Genomic DNA, 18,050 nt, shown 5'->3' on the forward strand with positions numbered 1-18,050 from the left:
GCCTCAAAGGTGCGTTCCTACTCCGGTTTGCTTGTTCATGTCTTCGGACGGCTTACTGCTGCCGTGCTCATCCTCGCGCTCAACCCCTGATTCGCATTACATGTATCTCGATGGGCACTCGGTCTGGGCCGAACGATGTGCTGATGGAGCTATCAAATGCAAACGTTCCTGTTGGGCTGTTCTTAAATACCTTGACTGAAGCACTGGAGGAGACGCGGTAAGCAACCAGGAGGTCTAATGCGCCACTTTCGTTTAGATCTGCGAGCTTAATATCGTTAATGGCTGTCGTTTCTGGATCCCAGGACTCATCCAGTTCGCTGACCTCAGCGATCATCGGTTGCTCTGTAAAATTGCCCCCTCCATTGTTTTCAAAGTACCGTACGCCTCCACTTGCCTCTGAAGCAACGAGGATATCTTCACGCCCGTTGCCACTAACGTCTCCAGTAGCGATAACAGGGCTGCTCCCGATGTCTTCGGCTATTGGATCTTGCCGATTGAATCTGTCTTCCCCGTCGTTTCGATACCAGCCAAGTACACCCGATACGCCGTCTACATACACAACGTCTATGGATATATTACCCTCAACATCAACGAACGCAAATGCGTCGGCCTGCCTACCGAAGATCTGCTGGCCTCGACCTAAAACGGGAATGCCCTGCCCCTCTGCGCACGTCTCTTCAGAAAGCGCGCCTCCGGCTCCGACGGTCTGCACACAGTACGTGTGCTCACCAATCCCGTCAACGGTGTCATGGATGAATGACGAGCTTTCAGCAGCCAGTCCTTCGGCAAGCAACTGTCCGTTCTTCTGGATCCGGTAGCCTGTGTTTACGGTCGACACGTCGTCCCACGAAAGCACAATCCGGCCTTCGTATCCCGTAGACGCTCGCAACGAGACCGGAGGCTGGAGGAGCGTAAATCCGGTAGCACGAGCAGGCGAGGACTCCCCATACTCATCAAAGGGAATCACCGTGTAGGTGTACTCAGCCCCTACGCCAATGCCTTCGGTATCGGTGTATGTGGTGGTATTCTTGTCGAGTTCGGCCACGAGTTCAGCTTCGTCTTCGCCATTGAGACCACGGTAGACCCGGTAGCCGTCTTCAGCACGCGATGCGTCGCCCCATGTCAGTTCAATTTTTTCTTCGAAGGCACCTGCACTCGCCGTCAGATCTTCCGGGGCATTGAATGCGCGCGAGCCGGTCGCTTCTATATCGCTCGACCGACCGGGCGCGTCGCTCCGCTGGTAGATGCGATACGTATGCTCTGTGCCGGGCGTAGACGTTCCATCGGTGTATTCGGTACGCGACGCCGAAATCACCTCAAGCGGCGCCCCGTCGCGATAGATGTGTGTGGAGTCGGCCACGGCCGAGTTGGTATCCCAGACAAGGCGTACGACGCGCTCTTCACTGCCATCGCTGGCTTGCAAGTCAGTCGGTGGCAGCAGGTGGCGACTTCCCGTATCGCACGTCTGGTCTGAGACGACCCCCAGATCGGTGACGGCCTCGATGCAGTATGTGTGCTGCGTGTCGGCTGTGGCGCCGCGATCGTCAAACTGGTTCTCAGGTACAGAGAGCGTCTGGATGCGCTCACCGTCGCGATAGATGCGATGGATAGCTGCCTGCGTGGCATCGGTGTCCCACTGCAGCGCCACGCGATCCTCATGCGTACTGTCGGTCGCTGTTACAACGGAAGGGGCGAGCACCTCGCTGCGCTGTCCCCAGTCTACCCCCGGCGTGGAAAGCCCTCCGTCCATCGCTACAGCAACGACGTGGTAGACGTACGGCAGGCCCGGTTCGGCGTCGTTATCGGTGAACGCTGTGCGTCCTGCGCCAAGCGTGGACACCTGCTCGCCCAGATCGGGACGCAGCACGTCGCCCACCAGCGGCTCTGACGAAGCGTCGTTGCCCTGTTGCCAGATCAGCCCCAGTTCAGGCGTTCCTACCGTGTGCACATACTCCACGCGCATCGCGTAGGGGCGTGCCTCCAGCTCAATCGGAATCGACAGCCCAATGTTCTGCGGGGTTGGCCCGCCTTGCATGCCGCCCTCAGCGACCAGCTCGTCTTCAATCCATACCCGAGCAGGGCCATTTGCCTCTATCGTGAAGGTGTAGGTATCGGCTTCGTCGATGTCGAGCACGGCCCGGTAACGGAGCGCAAAAGGATCGTTATCGGAAGCCGGGTCGGCTGTAATTTCAGGCACTACACCCATCGCGTCAGGACGCAGCGCATCGAAGTCGGGCAGGTCGATGAATCCGCCTGCGGTGTACTCGTAGCTGGCTCCCGGCACCGCATCCGCCAGACTAAACACACGACTGGGTGCGTCGAGGGGGCGCCGGTAGATGTGGTAGGCGTCTTCAGCAGTGGCCCGGTCGTTCCATGTCAGTTCGATGCGGTCGTCGTGCTCGTCTACAGATGCTGTTACCTCACCAGGAGTGGGTAGGCGCCCCCGAATGCCTGTGTCGCAGGCCGCGCGCGACACAAATCCTTCCACGGTCTGGGTGCGCACGCAGTACTCGTATTCAACGCCGATTTCGGCGGTCTCGTCGCTAAAGGTTCGCGCATCTGGGATTGTGGTTGCGAGCACGTCCTGCTCATTCGAGCCGAGCGGTGAGCGGGTGATTTCGAAGCCGGTGTTGGCGCCGTCTGGCTCCCACGTAAGGAAGATGCGATCGTCGTACTGCCCGTCGGAGGCCCGTACGTTGAGCGGGGGCAGTGCAACGCCGGAGCGGCCGACGGCACAGTCGGACTCAGAGGTGTATATGTCGTCTTCAACTGCTGTAACGCAGTACTCGTGCGGTACCCGGTCGACAGAGACCGCCTCCATCGGGAAAGCGCGCCCTTCAAACGACGGTCCGTTCCACGTCAGATCAGGAACCGGTCGGGGTAGAAAGTTCTCATCGCCCTCCTGACCGTAGATCAGCTCAAAGTCATGCGTCCCGGCTTCCAGCACCGTAGACGCAAACAGTCCGCCGCCCGCTTCTTCGCCAATGACTTCTCCGTTGATGCGAATCATGGCTACGTGGTTGAGCTCCAGGCCAAACCCAGTAGCTGTAGCATATTCAAATTGATAATCGCCGGTCTCGGGTACGCTCAATGTAGCCCTATGGTAGACTACGTAATCGTCATTGTTGGACGCTGCAGGGGGCTGGATGCCTGCCGTAACGCCTGAGGCGATGGCTTCAATCTCGTTGAAGTCTGGAAGGGATGGCTGCTCCATCAGACCGGGTGCTTCGTAGTAGTCGTACGACATCCCGTGCGTGCGCTGCATGCTGTCGTCGGGCAACGAGAGCACAGCCGGTGATAGCTCTTCCTGGTCAACACCTGGCCCTTCCCAGGTTACATCCTGCCGCCCGTACACGCCCTGAAGCGACTCAACCATGATTGTGTGGGTCCCCTCGCTGAGCGATATCGAGCCAGATACGGGAGGTGCATTTTCTTTTTCAACGACAACAGTCTCGTTTATCAGCAGACGGCGCGCGTCTTCGCTGATGGTGAACGTGTAGGAGCCGGCTTCGCGAACGGTTAGCGTAGCATGATGGCGTACCGGAATGAATGTTTGCGTATCAAACGTAGAAATGGGAAGCGAGACTCCCACAATCTGGTCGCTCAGCCCGCTGGTTGTAGGAGTTTGCTCATCCAAGTTAGGGAAGGGATCGCCGTCATTGATGCTCGGATAAATCTCAACAGCTACACTTGCCCGATCTTGCATCACATCGACGAACTGACGAGCGCCCGGTTGCAGTAACGCTACTTCTGTACCATCCCGGGTTACACGATACGCATCGTTGACGGCAGAGCGGTCGTCCCACACAACCTCAATCTCGCCGACGCGATCTCGGTCGCTGGCTGTTGTATTTGCAGGGGGGTTGAGCTCACGGTACCCCGAGTCGCAAAACGGCCCGGCTTCGCTGATACCGTCGTCGGCGATCAGGCAGTATTCGTACACCACCCCTGCGAATCCGCCAGTATCAGAGAAGAGCGTCGCGTCACTGGCTGCCGTGCCTATGCGCGTGGCGCCCTCGCTGATCGTGCCGTTCACCTCCGTATCGCGATAGATCTGAAGGTCAACCTGAGACGAGTCGGGCCCCAGTTCAGGCCATGTAATTTCTACTCGATCCTCAAACGTTCCGTTAGAGGCTTCAATCCCGCTTTCCTGCAGAAGCGGCAGCGGAACCGGCCGTTGCGCCTGTGCCTGAACCGGAAGGAGTAGAAATATCAGAAGCGCAGATGTGCCCAGTACATGGCTGAAGGCGCCGCCACGTGCACTGTTCAGGATACACTTCAGGCCGACGAGGCTTTGTGTTACAAAATGTAGTAGCCGAGGCGTGTCGCGGTTGGGCATACTGTGGGGACAATGTTATATATGCGTTACAAGCGTATCCCACAATAGCCAAAGGTAGGGGGTCAAACTTATCCAAACGTGCCAAATAATTAACGATCTGTGTCAAGATCTACACTTTTTGACTATTTCAACCTACTTAATGGGGCAAATATACCAACTTTTGCAGCTTTGTCATTTATCGTGCACAAAGGATGATATTTACATTTCTACCACATTTGCCTTGCACATCAGATAAAAATCGCACGTCAAGTCCGTCTGCCTCTTCTTCAATCGGGGCATGTCATGTCCTTACGTGCCTCTATAGTGACAGATAGACCAGGACCCTTCTTATCAGAAAGAGCTGAGAATCAGTACGTGCTGTAAAGGCTACCTGAACTGCCTGTATTTGAACCTTCAGTGACCGGCCTGAAAAAGGTAACTACTACCCATTTTACGCTCTCTACAGACTGAGAAGAGCACTTGCGAGCCCGAAGAAGATACCGATCAGCGTTGTTATTCCGTTTACGCTGTTGTTTGTGATATGCTTACTCCCCTGCACAAGGATGTCATTCTGGGACGTTGGGACGTCCGCGCAGTTTTCCTCCTCTGCACTCGCATACTGCGCCTGGAGGGTTGCTCCAAGTACGCTGTCTACCAGACTTCCCACGATACCTCCAAGCGTGATCCATGCCGCTGCAGCTGCCGATAGACCTCCAAGCACCGCTGCAAGAGCGCCGATGATCCCAGCCCCTACCACGCCTGCTATCGTTCCGGCACCTGATACGGCGCCTGAGACACCTGCTTGCACCCATTGTCCATTACGCAGCGACCATGCCCTGGACCGCCACCGCGTACCTACCTCTGTGCCCCATGTGTCTGCTGTAGCGGCGGCGAGACTTCCTACAAAGGCGGGATACGTCCATGCGGCCCCAACCCACGGGGTAAGCGCTAACGCCGCCCAGGCCCAGCCGCCATTGGCCATCACCTGCGCTGCAGTTCGGGGCCCTTCATCTTCGTTCATAACGTCTGCGGGTGCTCTGCCAAGAAGGCGCCCCACCAGACTTCCCGACGCTACAAATACGCCGAGCGGCACTGCCCAGGCTAATCCGCCTTGTACGACGGCATGCGCCCCAAATAGGCCCCCGAGTAGCGCTCCCAGCGGCGTTAGCCACTTCATCTTGTAAACGATACGTCCGATAGCCGCTCCGATAACAAGGACGGCTAGCAGGTCAATATATGGCACGTGAGTCAGCGTACATGTTAGTCAGTGTCCGAAAACGCTTCGAGGTTACGTATCTCAACCCAAAACGCCCCGCCATCACGAGGATGACGAGGCGTCTGGGTCGTATAATGCATGTTCGCGCAGGAGCGCGGGGACGTCGACTTACTTGTTCGTCGACTTAACCGATGACTCCAGCTCTTCCTTCGTCGGAGCACCATCTCCCGATGACCCGTCGCCACCAATGGCGGCCTGCAGCTCTTCGAGTTCGGACTTCGACCCGACCACGATGTCGCGGTACTGGCGCTGTCCGGTGCCCGCAGGAATCGGATGACCGACGACCACGTTCTCTTTGAGTCCGTGCAGCGGATCTTCCTCTGCGCGGATGGCCGAGTTGGTAAGCACCTTGGTGGTTTCCTGGAAGGAGGCCGCTGAGACGAACGAGTCGGTTGCCAGTGCCGCTTTGGTGATACCAAGCAGAACCGGGCGTCCGACAGCCGGGCGCGCAGAACGCACCTGAATCTCGGGCTCGTCGTTGCGCTTCAGCTGGGAGTTGAGCTCGCGCAGGCGACGACGGCTGACTACCTCACCGATCTTAACACGATCGGAGCTGCTCGGGTCAGTCACGACGAACTTGTCATGCAGGTCGTCGTTGATGCGTGCCATCTTGTGGCGGTCGACCGTATCCTCTTCAAGGAAGTGCGTGTCGCCCGGCTCCACAATGCTGACGCGCTTCATCATCTGACGCACGACGACCTCAATGTGCTTGTCGTCGATTTCCACACCCTGTAAGCGATACACCTCCTGAATTTCGTTCAGCAGGTACTCTTGCACCGCACGCGGCCCTTTGATCTTCAGGATATCATGCGGAGCAACCGTTCCGTCACAGAGTTGATCGCCTGCTTTCACAAAGTCATTTTCGTGAACCAGCATGTGCTTCGAGAGCGAGACCATGTACGTCTTCGTCATCTCGTCTTCGCGGCTGGAGATAATCACCTCCTGCTTACCACGCTTGCGGTCTCCGAAGCTCACAATACCGTCGATTTCGGTAACGACCGCCGGATCTGACGGGGTGCGGGCTTCAAAGAGCTCCGTAACACGTGGAAGTCCACCCGTAATGTCACTCTGCTTTACGGTCTGGCGCGGGATCTTGGCGAGCACTTCACCGGCCTGCACCGTATCTCCGGCATCAACCTGAATGCGTGCTTGCACCGGCATGTTGTACTCGCGCTCGTCCGAATCATCACCGTCCGAATCAAGCTGTATGATTACAGCCGGCGTAAGTGTTCGTTTGCGGCTCTCGGTGATGACCTTCTCTTTGTGCCCGGTCTGGTCATCCGTCTCTTCGCGGTAGGTGGTGCCTTCGATCATGTCTTCGAAGGCAACTTCTCCATCAACCTCAGAGAGAATGACGCTATTGTATGGGTCCCAGCTGGCCAGTACAGCCCCTTTCTCGACCTCATCGCCTTCTTCGACCATGAGTTCGGCGCCGTATGGAACCACGTAGCTATTCACCTCGCGGTCTTCTTCGTCGAGCACGATAATTTCGCCCTGACGGGTGAGCACGATTTCCTGTGCCCCCTCGCCTGCGTCGTAGGATACGGTGCGCAGGTTCTGGAAGACGACCGTTCCCTCCGATTTTGCTTGCAGGGTGCTTTCGGATGCAACCGCGCTGGCAGCACCACCGATGTGGAAGGTACGGAGAGTAAGCTGCGTACCGGGCTCGCCAATAGACTGCGCGGCAACAACGCCCACCGACTCGCCAACCTCGACCATCCGGTTTGTGCCCAGGTTACGGCCGTAGCACAGCGTACACACGCCCCGCTCCGATTCGCAGGTGAGCACCGAGCGGATCTCAATCTCTTCGATAGAGGTCTCGGCGATGCGTTGTGCGGTCGCCTCAGTGATGAGTTCGTTCGCGCCGACGATAAGCTCATCGGTCTGCGGATCGTACACGTCGTGTACCGTAACGCGACCCAGGATGCGCTTGCTCAGTGGAACGACGACCTCTTCGTTGTCTCTGAGCGCCGAGATTGTGATGCCGCGTAGCGTTCCACAGTCGTGCTCGTTGATGGTCACATCTTGTGAGACATCAACCAGACGACGCGTCAGGTAGCCGGCATCAGCCGTTTTCAGCGCAGTATCAGCCAGGCCCTTACGCGCTCCGTGTGTCGAGATGAAGTACTCAAGCACCGACAGGCCTTCCTTGAAGTTAGAGAGGATGGGATTTTCAATGATCTCACCGCCTCCTTCTCCAACGTTTTTCTGCGGCTTCGCCATGAGGCCACGCATTCCACCCAGCTGACGAATCTGCTCTTTCGAACCACGCGCGCCGGAGTCGGCCATCATAAAGATAGCATTAAACCCATCGCGGTGTTCTTTCAGGGTTTCAAAGAGCACTTCAGACACCTGATTGTTGGTCTGCGTCCAGATGTCGATAACCTGGTTGTAGCGCTCGTTGTCGGTCGTAAAGCCCATTTCATAGTTCGACTGGACTTTATCGACCTCCTTGTTCGCATCTTCGACCAACCGCTCTTTCTTATCGGGAACTACGATATCAGAGAGCGAGAACGTGATGCCCGAGGTGGTAGACCGTCCGTATCCAAGACGCTTCATCGCATCCAGGAACTTGGCTGTCTTCTCAAAGCCTACCGTTTTCAGAATGCGTGAGATGATGGGACGCATGTGCTTCTTCGTGAGCACCTCGTTGACGTACGGGACGCCCTCGGGTACGATCTCGTTAAAGAGCGCGCGTCCTGCTGTCGTATTGATGAACTCGTCAGGGTTCTGTGGATCACGCATCTCGATCTTCGCATGCGTGGCAACAACCCCCTGGTCGTAAGCCTGGCGGATTTCGTCCACCGAGGAGAAGCGCCGACCCTCTCCTTTTTCGCCATCTCTGGCTTTTGTCATGTAGTAAAGACCGAGAATCATGTCCTGCGTGGGCACCGTGAGCGGCGACCCGTTGGCCGGGCTCAAGATGTTGTGGCTCGACAGCATAAGAATCATGCTTTCGAGGCAGGCCTCGTGTGAGAGTGGTACGTGAACAGCCATCTGGTCACCGTCGAAGTCCGCATTGTATGCGGTACAGACGAGCGGATGTAGCTGAATCGCTTTGCCTTCGGTCAGCACCGGCTGGAAGGCCTGAATTCCGAGACGGTGAAGCGTAGGTGCACGGTTGAGCAGTACAGGGCGGCCCTGAATAACTTTCTCCAGGATATCCCAGACTGCAGCCGTTCGTTTCTCGACATACTTCTTCGCGCTCTTGACCGTCTTCACGATGCCACGCTCGATGAGGCGGCGGATGATAAACGGCTTAAAGAGCTCTACGGCCATCTCTTTGGGGATCCCGCACTGGTGCAGTTCCAGGTCAGGGCCGATCACGATAACGGAGCGCCCGGAGTAGTCCACGCGCTTCCCGAGCAGGTTCTGGCGGAAGCGTCCCTGCTTACCTTTCAGCATATCGCTGAGGCTCTTCAGCGGGCGGTTTGAGGAGCCGCGCACCGAATTAGACTTACGGCTGTTGTCGAAGAGCGAGTCAACGGCTTCCTGCAGCATACGCTTCTCGTTCCGCAGAATTACCTCCGGCGCCTTAATGTCGATAAGACGCTTCAGGCGGTTATTGCGGATGATAACGCGGCGATACAGGTCGTTCAAGTCGCTTGTCGCAAACCGTCCGCCATCGAGCGGCACCAGGGGGCGCAGTTCCGGTGGAATGACCGGGATCACCCGCATCACCATCCACTCTGGGCGGTTTTCCGTCCGCTTATTTGCGTCGATAAAGCCCTGGACCACATTCAGGCGCTTCAGCGCTTTGGCCTTGCGCTGCTGACTGGTTTCGGTTTTGACCTGATAGCGCAGTTCCTGTGCCAGCGTTGGAAGGTCCAGACGCTTCAGCATGGTTTCTACGGCTTCGCCCCCGATCATGGCAATGAACTTCTCGGGGTCGTCATCGGGCAGGCGGTTGTTGTCTTCCCGAATCTGGTAGAGGATGTTGAAGTACTCCTCTTCGGTAAGCAGCTGGTTCTGCTCCACGCCTAAGCGCTTTGCAGTACCGGGCTGGATGACGATGTACTGCTCATAGTAGGTGACCTTCTCCAGGTCTTTCGACTTGAGGCCGAGCAGGTGGCCAATCTTGTTAGGCAGCGTCTTAAAGTACCAGATATGCACTACGGGCACGCTGAGCTTAATATGGCCCATGCGCTCGCGGCGCACCGCCTTGCGCGTCACCTCTACGCCACAACGGTCGCAGATGATGCCTTTGTAGCGGATGCGCTTGTATTTGCCGCAGTGGCACTCATAGTCCTTAACCGGACCGAAGATTTTCTCGCAGAAGAGGCCACCCATTTCCGGCTTAAACGACCGGTAGTTGATGGTTTCAGGCTTCAGCACCTCGCCATAAGAGCGCTCCAGAATGTCTTCTGGCGACGCCAGGCTGATCGAGATCTTGTTGAAGTCCTTTTCGATGTCCTTTGAGTTTCCGTAAGGCATGTAGCGTATGCTATTTGAAAGTGGCAGCTATGGGCCCGTGCTGGGAGATGCGCAGCGAGGGTATGCAGTCGGATCGGGCAGACCGCTGCATACCCTATGCTGCATTAATTGACTACTCGAGTCCGACTTCGAGGCCCAGTCCCTGAAGCTCGCGCACCAGTACGTTGAAGCTTTCTGGTACGCTCGGGGAAGGCATGTTCTTGCCTTTGACGATCGACTCGTAGGCACGCGAGCGCCCCTGCACGTCGTCCGACTTGTACGTCAGCATTTCTTGCAGGGTATGCGAAGCTCCGTACGCATAGAGCGCCCAGACCTCCATTTCGCCGAGGCGCTGACCACCAAACTGCGCTTTTCCGCCCAGTGGCTGCTGCGTAATAAGGCTGTAGGGGCCAATGGAGCGGGCGTGCATCTTATCATCGATCAGGTGGCTGAGCTTCATCATGTAGATCTGCCCAACCGTTGTTTTCTCATCAAACGGCTCACCCGTCTGTCCGTCGATGAGTTGCGCTTTGCCGTCGCGTGGGAGCCCGGCTTCTTCAAGCTTGTCCGCGATGTCGTCCATCGTGGCTCCGTCGAAGATCGGCGTGGCAAACTTTTTGCCGAGCTTATCACCGGCCCATCCGAGGAGGGTCTCATAGATCTGGCCGAGGTTCATGCGCGAGGGCACGCCCAGCGGGTTCAGAACAATATCGACAGGCGTTCCGTCGTCGAGGTGCGGCATATCTTCGACCGGCACAATCTTGGCGATGACGCCCTTGTTGCCGTGACGGCCTGCCATCTTATCGCCGACCGATATTTTCCGCTTGCGCGCAACGTACACCTTTGCCATCTGCACGATGCCAGCAGGCAGCTCGTCGCCCATCTCAACCTGATGTCTCTCCCGGTTGTTCTGGCCGTCGATCTCTCGGCGGCGCACCTTGTAATTGCGCAGCAGTGCAGCGACCTTCGCGTTGAGATCGTCGTCGTCGGTAAACTGTGCTTTCGTGCTCAGGTCTTGCGGCTCTACGCTATCGAGCGCAGAACGCGTGAGTTCGGCCCCTTTCGTGAGCACGTCGTTGCCGTCGCGGTCTTTGATGCCTCCGCTGGTCTCTCCACCTACAAGATTGAAGAATTTATCCCAGAAGCGTTTGTTGAGGTCGGCCACCGCACGGGTGTGCTTCTCCTCGATCGCTTCGAGGCGCTTCTCTTCCATCTTTTTCGACGCCGGGTCGAGCTGGCGGCGACTGAAGAGCTTCGTATCGATCACGACGCCATCCATGCCGGGCTTGGCCTTCAGCGAAGCATCTTTTACGTCGCCTGCTTTGTCGCCAAAGATCGCACGCAGAAGCTTCTCTTCTGGGGTCGGGTCGGTTTCGCCTTTTGGCGTAATCTTCCCGACGATAATGTCGCCCGGGTTCACTTCGGCGCCAACACGAATAATGCCGCGTTCGTCAAGGTCTTTAGTTGCTTCTTCCGAAACGTTCGGGATCTCACGTGTAAGCTCTTCTTCTCCCCGCTTGGTGTCGCGCACTTCGTGCTCAAACTCCTCGATATGCACGGAAGTGTATACGTCGTCGGCAACGAGGCGCTCGCTGATCACGATGGCATCCTCAAAGTTATATCCGTGCCACGGCATGAAGGCGCAGAGCACGTTTTTACCAAGTGCGAGCTCGCCCTTCTCGGTAGCAAAACCTTCGGTCATGACCGTGCCTTCCTCGACCTTGTCGCCGACCTGTACGATCGGCTTCTGGTTCATGCACGTGTCCTGGTTGGTGCGACGGAACTTCACGAGCTTGTACTCCCGCACCGGTTCGCCGAATGTCAGGTCGTCTTTTTCAGCATCTTCGTCGTATCGAACAACGATGCGCTCCGCATCCACATATTCAACTTCGCCCTTTCCTTCAGCTACAATAACGGCTCGCGAATCTTTCGCGGCTCGCCCTTCGAGCCCGGTGCCCACGATGGGCGAATCGCTGCGCAGCAGGGGCACGCCCTGGCGCTGCATGTTCGATCCCATCAGCGCACGGTTGGCATCGTCGTGCGAGAGGAACGGGACGAGACTGGCTGAGGGCGATACAATCTGGTTCGGGGCAACGTCCATGTACTCCACCTCTTCAGGCGGTACGATGGGGAAATCGCCACGATAGCGGCAGGTAACCTGGTCGGTCTGGAAGTTTCCGTCCTTATCGATTGGCGCATTCGCCTGCGCAATGATGTGACGGTCTTCCTGGTCTGCGGCAAGGTATTCGACCTCCTCGGTCACGATGCCGTCTTTCACGACGCGGTATGGCGTCTCGATGAAGCCAAATTCGTTGATTACTCCATGCACACAAAGCGAGGATATCAGCCCAATGTTGGGCCCCTCAGGCGTTTCAATCGGGCAGAGGCGCCCGTAGTGCGTGTAGTGGACATCGCGCACCTCAAACCCGGCACGTTCACGCGTCAGTCCCCCTGGGCCAAGAGCCGACAGGCGGCGCTTGTTTGTAAGCTCGGCCAGCGGGTTGGTCTGGTCCATGAACTGGCTCAGCTGGTTCGTCCCGAAGAACGTGTTGATCACGCTCGAAATAGTGCGGGCGTTGACCAGATCTTGCGGCGTAAACTTGTCGGCGTCGCGCAGATTCATGCGCTCCTTGATGGTCCGTGACATACGGGCCAATCCGAGCGAGAACTGCGACCCGAGCTGTTCTCCTACGGTTTTGACGCGGCGGTTGCTCAGGTGGTCAATGTCGTCGGGCGTGGTCTGTCCGTTTTTGAGCCGGATGAGCTCCTGCACAATCCCGACAACGTCGTCAAGCGTCAATACAGTTGTATCCGGATCGACATCGATCTGCAGGCGGCTATTTATGCGATGGCGTCCTACGTCGCCCAGATCATACCGCTTATCCGAAAAGAAGAGGCGCTCCAGTGCATTACGGGCCGAGTCAAGATCGGGAGCTTCGGAGCCGCGCAGCTGGCGGTAGATCTCGCGGAGCGCTTCCTCTTCGTTGTGTGACGGGTCTTTCTTGAGCGTTTCGACGAGGGTGCTCATGTCGAGCTCATCTTCCTCACGCTCTTCACGCACCAGGTACATGCGCGAGATGTCGTACTCGTTCAGCGTTTCCCAGTCTTCCTCTTCGAGCACATGCTCAGCAGGAAGCACCACCTCACGTTCAATTTCTTCCTCAACGACCTCACCAGTGTCTTCGTCGACGATCTCGATCTTTCGTTCGACCGTAACCGACGTAGCGAGTTCGCGGTCTACGTACTCGTTGAAGTCTTCCTCGCTATCGAACTCGGCTGTGTCAGCCAGGTCGAAGAGATTGATGATCTCGTCGTCTGACGAGATTCCGAGGGCGCGCAGCAAGGTTGTAACCGGCACCTTTTTCTTCCGGTCGATGTACGCCCAGAGCACGTTTCGGATGTCCGTCGAGAACTCCATCCACGACCCGCGGAAGGGAATTACACGTGCAGAGAACAGCTGCGTACCGTTCGAGTGGATATCTGTACCGAAGAAGAGCCCTGGACTCCGGTGAAGCTGCGCTACGATGACGCGCTCAGCACCGTTCACGATGAACGTTCCCCGATCTGTCATGAAGGGGAGCGTGCCAAGGTAGACCTCTTGTTCGATGGCTTCGATGGCCTCATCGTCGCCGTCTTCCTCTTTACTGGAGAGGCGAAGCGTTGCCTTCAGCGGCACCGAGAACGTAAGCCCCTGCGCAATGCACTCCTCAATAGTATGTTTGGGCGCATCCAGTCCATAATTTATGAACTCGAGCGTGTAGCGGCTGCGACTGTCTTGGATGGGAAAATGCTCGTTAAAGACGGCCTGCAGTCCTTCGTCGTCCTCCCGGTCTTCCGGCGGGACGTCGTCTTGCACAAAGTCGTGAAAGCTTTTCAGCTGGATGTCCAGAAAGTCCGGATAGTCCCACACCGTAGGGATGCGGGCGAAAGATTCACGTTCTGGAAGTTCTTCCAGGTGACCGTTGGTGACAATGTCACCGCTGAGCAGAGTGGGCATAAGCGGAGTAACTCCTTAAACAGTTGGGGAAATACACGCGGGCGTGCTGCCAGTCATCGCGTTGTGGATTGATGCATGGCGCATGAAGCATTGCTTACGGCCTGCCCCGTTCTAACATAACTTAAAGACTCTTCTTCAGAACCTTCAAGGCGGGCGAGAAATGCGAGGCTATGTATCCATTGGTACGATACACGTAAGCAGACCGAGCGGAATGGTAATGACGACAGATGCTTCAACACCAAGGGGCGTTCGTCCACAGAAGATAGACCGCACAGCAAAACAGGACACTGAATTGGCACGTGCGGAACCACACGCAGGGGTTCGCGAATGACAGCAAAGATGAATACAGCCGGGCTTTATAGTTGTTTCAGGTTGCATTTTTCATTCTTAAGGCACCAAAATCTCATCGCTACTCCACTTTTTGATTGCGCTATCTTCATGGACGAGGGGCAGAGAATCTACCGCCAAAAGCGCATGGGAACGACTGAGATTCCGGTGGTAGATCCGTAGGCCTCAACGCCTGAACGCTTGTCTACCAGAAGCGGGCCCCCCGACTCAGACCCATTGGTGGAAGCTTTGCCAAGCATCTGAAAACTCTTTTCGGGCTGCGCATCTCATCTCTGCATAACATACCGCAACGTAGTTTGGTTTGCGGCGCTGTAGCTGTATTGGTAGCTGTATTGTGCGAGCCTGCCTCAATAGGAACATACAAACAGGAGCCGACCCCACCTGGGACCGGCTCCTGTGCTTTACAAGAAACGTGTCGGGGCTGTCTTCCTGAGTGTTTCAGCGCGAATCGTCGCCGATTCGAAGACAGACCGACGTTGCATTACTTGAGTTCAACTTCGCCGCCAGCTTCTTCGAGCTGCGCTTTGAGTTCGTCGGCCTCTTCGCGCGAAACGGCTTCTTTGACCGGGCTGGGGGCTTCGTCGACTACCGCTTTGGCCTCTTTGAGTCCAAGTCCGGTAATGGAACGGACCTCCTTAATCACGGCAATCTTGTTTCCGCTTACGCCCGTCAGTACGACGTCGAATTCTGTTTTCTCTTCGCCACCGGCTCCGTCGCCTCCTGCGGCTCCTGGAGCAGCAACAGCAACGCCTGCCGAGGCGGGCTTGATGTCGTACTCTTCTTCGAGATAGTTAGCAAGCTCGCTGGCTTCCTGAATAGTAAGGCCAACAAGCTGTTCTGCGAGTTCTTTGATGTCTGCCATAGTAAGTCTGTATCGGTTTCCTGCAGCGGTCTGTGCACCCGGTAAAGAGGGCACTGCGCTGCATATTAAGGGAGAATATGAATGCTAAAAGGAGTACACGACTCGCGTGAGCAAGACCGCATACTGCTTTCGGATCTTAGCAATCCGTATGCTGATGAGGCAGGCGCCGCTGTTACGCGTCGTCGCCTTCAGCCATGCTCTTAATCGCACCGGCCAACTGACTGCCCGGTCCGGTAAGTGCACCGGCGATGTTCTGTGCGGGTGCCATCAGCAGCCCCACAATATCGGCCACAAGCTCCTCACGTGACTTCAGCTTGGAGAGGGCATCCAACGCATCAGGGCCCTCATACAGATCACCTTCAATGTAGGCAATCTTGAGTTCGGGGCGTTCTGACTCGTTGTCTTCGAGAAAGTCTTTGATGACACGGGCGGGCTTGGCCGGGTCGTCACTGAAAGCAACGGCCGTTGGACCGCTGAAGTGCTCGCTGAGCACTTCAATGTCGGCGTTATCGACACGGTCAATAGCAAGCTGCGCAAGCGTGTTCTTGCATACGGTATAGTCGACACCTGCTTCACGAAAGCGAGCACGAAGCTCGTTCGTTTCCGCAACCGTGAGTCCAGCAAAGTTGGTTAGGTAGATGATTGAAGCAGATTCAAACTGCTCGCCAAGACCGTCAATGATCTCAGCTTTTTTGGCACGCGTTAAAGGCATATCACAAGGGGTGCAGAGGTAACAAGGACCACGAAGAGGAGAACGGCCACATCAGCCGCTACATTAGCGTGTTTCCGTCAGGATCATGCTTCGCCCAACCGGGACAGGCGGCCCCATCGTGGCTGAAAGCGTAATGGAGCGGAGGTAAAGCCCTTTCGCCGACACCGGACGCAGACGCACAACCTCTTTCAGGAAGGCCCGTGCGTTCTCAGCCAGCTCTTCTGTAGCGAACGAGGCCTTGCCGATCGATGCGTGCAGGTTGCCGTGCTTGTCAACACGAAACTCGATCTTACCTGACTTCACTTCCTCGACCGTTTCGGCAACGTTCATTGTTACCGTACCGCTTTTCGGGTTTGGCATGAGTCCGCGCGGACCGAGGATGCGGCCGAGGCGTCCAACCTGGGCCATAACGTCGGGTGTTGCGATTACAACGTCGAAGTCAAGCCAGTTCTCATTCTGGATCCGTTCAACGTACTCGTCGAGCCCTACGTAGTCGGCTCCTGCTTCTTCAGCTTCGGCCTGCTTGCTTTCGTTGGCAAGCACCAGCACGGTGGTCTCTTTTCCTGTGCCGTGCGGAAGCACAACAGCGCCTCGCACCATCTGGTCGGCATGCCGGGGGTCTACGCCGAGGCGTACGTCCAGATCAATAGATTCGTCGAATCCGGCTGTAGCCGTTTTCTTTGCAAGGTCGGCAGCGTCTGAGAGCGAGGATATGCTATCCGCGGCTTCTTCGACGGCTGCTTCAGCGTCGATGTATCGTTTTCCTTTTTTTGCCATAGTAGCGTAGGTTGTGCGGTACGTGCGCCTGCCTGAGCGACAGGCTCCCGCGTGGTTAAATTAGCGTGCGTGCATGCAGCAATCACCGGGTCGTCGGTGCGTTCGCCGTCGGGACTTATCCTTCGGGCTTATCACTCACCTTGATTCCCATTGATCGAGCTGTACCTGCAATCATGTGCGCCCCTTGCTCAACGGTGTGCGCGTTCAGGTCTTCCATTTTACGCTCGGCGATGGCGCGGCAGTCATCCCAGGAGACCGTTGCCACTTTCTGGCGGAGCGGGTCGCCTGCACCGCTCTTAATGCCGGCCACCTCTTTCAGGAGCACAGAAGCGGGCGGACTCTTAACGATGAAGTCGAACGACCGGTCGGCATATACGGTGATAACAACCGGAAGCAACAGCCCCATCTGGTCCTGCGTTTCTGCATTAAACTTTTTGCAGAACTCCATGATGTTCACACCGTGCTGCCCGAGCGCAGGGCCAATGGGCGGTGCAGGGTTGGCCTGTCCGGCCTTGATTTGCAGCTTAATCTGCGTATTTACTTGCTTTGCCATAAGAATCTGTGCGGTTCAGGCGTCTGGTTGACTCCCGCAGCTTCGTTTATGAGGGTAGGTTGCACAAGAGTACACACAAAAACACCCGCGCGATGAACGCGGGCGAAACGTTTTTTGTCACGCTGCGCATGAAGCCGAAGGTGTGTTGCTTCGGATAAGCATGCGTTGCATCTCATGCAGGCAGTTACTCTTCGTGTTCTACCTGCAGGTAATCAAGCTCAACTGGAGTTTTACGGCCAAAGATGGACACCATAACGCGGACCTTCATTTTTTCAGGGTAGACCTCTTCGACAAACCCGTTAAAGCTGTCGAACGGGCCATCTACTACCTTCACCGGGTCGCCAACCTTGAACGGTATTTCGGGCTGTTCGCCCATCTCTTCAGCGCGGTCCATGCGCCCAAGGATGCGTTGCACCTCGTCGGGACGAAGCGGCGTTGGCTCGTCACCAGTGCCCGAGGTCAAAAACCCAATTACAGACGGCAGTCCTGTTACCGTGTGCTGAAGCTTGTCGGTCAGGTCGGCATGAAGCAGGATATATCCCGGAAAAAAAGTCTTTTCTTTCGTCTTCTTCTTTCCACCTCGCATCTCGAAGACCGTCTCTGTAGGGATGAGCACCTCATCCACGAGGTCCTCCATGTCCAAGCGCTCTAACTCGCTCTCCAGGAAGCGTCGCACCTTCTTTTCGTGCCCCGAAAATGTACGGAGCACAAACCATTTTTTTGGAGCGTTTCCGCTTGGCATGGAGACTGTGTATTCGTGACGAGCAAGAACGAGAGGGATGCGAAACGGGGGG

Annotated in this window: 9 protein-coding genes; all 9 read right to left on the bottom strand. The window is 56.5% G+C overall.

Features of this window, described 5'->3' with window-relative positions:
* Window positions 1-79: 79 nt before the first annotated feature.
* The 9 genes from PPP56_RS09080 to nusG all read right to left on the bottom strand — a co-directional run bounded on the left by PPP56_RS09080 (window position 80) and on the right by nusG (window position 17,998).
* Entirely contained in the window at window positions 80-4,339 is a 4,260-nt protein-coding gene (locus PPP56_RS09080) for a PA14 domain-containing protein (protein WP_353563723.1), read from the bottom strand.
* Between the two features lie 439 nt (window positions 4,340-4,778).
* Entirely contained in the window at window positions 4,779-5,561 is a 783-nt protein-coding gene (locus PPP56_RS09085; RefSeq protein WP_353563724.1) for a DUF92 domain-containing protein, read from the bottom strand.
* Window positions 5,562-5,702: 141 nt separating this feature from the next.
* Window positions 5,703-10,028, bottom strand: a complete 4,326-nt coding sequence (gene rpoC / locus PPP56_RS09090; protein ID WP_353563725.1) for a DNA-directed RNA polymerase subunit beta' — start codon at window positions 10,026-10,028, stop codon at window positions 5,703-5,705.
* 112 nt (window positions 10,029-10,140) lie between these two features.
* Entirely contained in the window at window positions 10,141-14,004 is a 3,864-nt protein-coding gene (gene rpoB / locus PPP56_RS09095; RefSeq protein WP_353563726.1) for a DNA-directed RNA polymerase subunit beta, read from the bottom strand.
* A gap of 829 nt (window positions 14,005-14,833) precedes the next feature.
* A complete protein-coding gene (rplL, locus tag PPP56_RS09100) occupies window positions 14,834-15,214 on the bottom strand; it encodes a 50S ribosomal protein L7/L12 (protein ID WP_353563727.1) in 381 nt (126 codons plus the stop codon).
* A 172-nt stretch (window positions 15,215-15,386) separates the two neighbouring features.
* Window positions 15,387-15,926 carry a 50S ribosomal protein L10 gene (gene rplJ, locus PPP56_RS09105; RefSeq protein WP_353563728.1) on the bottom strand — a complete coding sequence of 180 codons (540 nt, stop codon included), beginning with the start codon at window positions 15,924-15,926 and terminating at the stop codon, window positions 15,387-15,389.
* A gap of 63 nt (window positions 15,927-15,989) precedes the next feature.
* Window positions 15,990-16,703, bottom strand: coding sequence for a 50S ribosomal protein L1 (gene rplA / locus PPP56_RS09110; RefSeq protein WP_353563729.1), 714 nt, complete (start codon window positions 16,701-16,703; stop codon window positions 15,990-15,992).
* A gap of 115 nt (window positions 16,704-16,818) precedes the next feature.
* A complete protein-coding gene (rplK, locus tag PPP56_RS09115) occupies window positions 16,819-17,256 on the bottom strand; it encodes a 50S ribosomal protein L11 (RefSeq protein WP_353563730.1) in 438 nt (145 codons plus the stop codon).
* 184 nt (window positions 17,257-17,440) lie between these two features.
* Window positions 17,441-17,998 (bottom strand): transcription termination/antitermination protein NusG, encoded by a 558-nt coding sequence (gene nusG, locus PPP56_RS09120; protein ID WP_353563731.1) that lies wholly within the window; start codon window positions 17,996-17,998, stop codon window positions 17,441-17,443.
* Window positions 17,999-18,050: the final 52 nt, after the last annotated feature.

The organism is Longimonas sp. (genome assembly GCF_040409695.1).
GTDB lineage: Bacteria > Bacteroidota > Rhodothermia > Rhodothermales > Salinibacteraceae > Longimonas.

Excerpts from the sequence above, each read along its gene's own strand:
- rplA (WP_353563729.1), bottom strand. The coding sequence starts at position 16,703 with ATGGCAAAAAAAGGAAAACGATACATCGACGCTGAAGCAGCCGTCGAA.
- PPP56_RS09080 (WP_353563723.1), bottom strand. The coding sequence starts at position 4,339 with ATGCCCAACCGCGACACGCCTCGGCTACTACATTTTGTAACACAAAGC.
- nusG (WP_353563731.1), bottom strand. The coding sequence starts at position 17,998 with ATGCCAAGCGGAAACGCTCCAAAAAAATGGTTTGTGCTCCGTACATTT.
- rplJ (WP_353563728.1), bottom strand. The coding sequence starts at position 15,926 with ATGCCTTTAACGCGTGCCAAAAAAGCTGAGATCATTGACGGTCTTGGC.
- rpoB (WP_353563726.1), bottom strand. The coding sequence starts at position 14,004 with ATGCCCACTCTGCTCAGCGGTGACATTGTCACCAACGGTCACCTGGAA.
- rplL (WP_353563727.1), bottom strand. The coding sequence starts at position 15,214 with ATGGCAGACATCAAAGAACTCGCAGAACAGCTTGTTGGCCTTACTATT.
- rpoC (WP_353563725.1), bottom strand. The coding sequence starts at position 10,028 with ATGCCTTACGGAAACTCAAAGGACATCGAAAAGGACTTCAACAAGATC.
- rplK (WP_353563730.1), bottom strand. The coding sequence starts at position 17,256 with ATGGCAAAGCAAGTAAATACGCAGATTAAGCTGCAAATCAAGGCCGGA.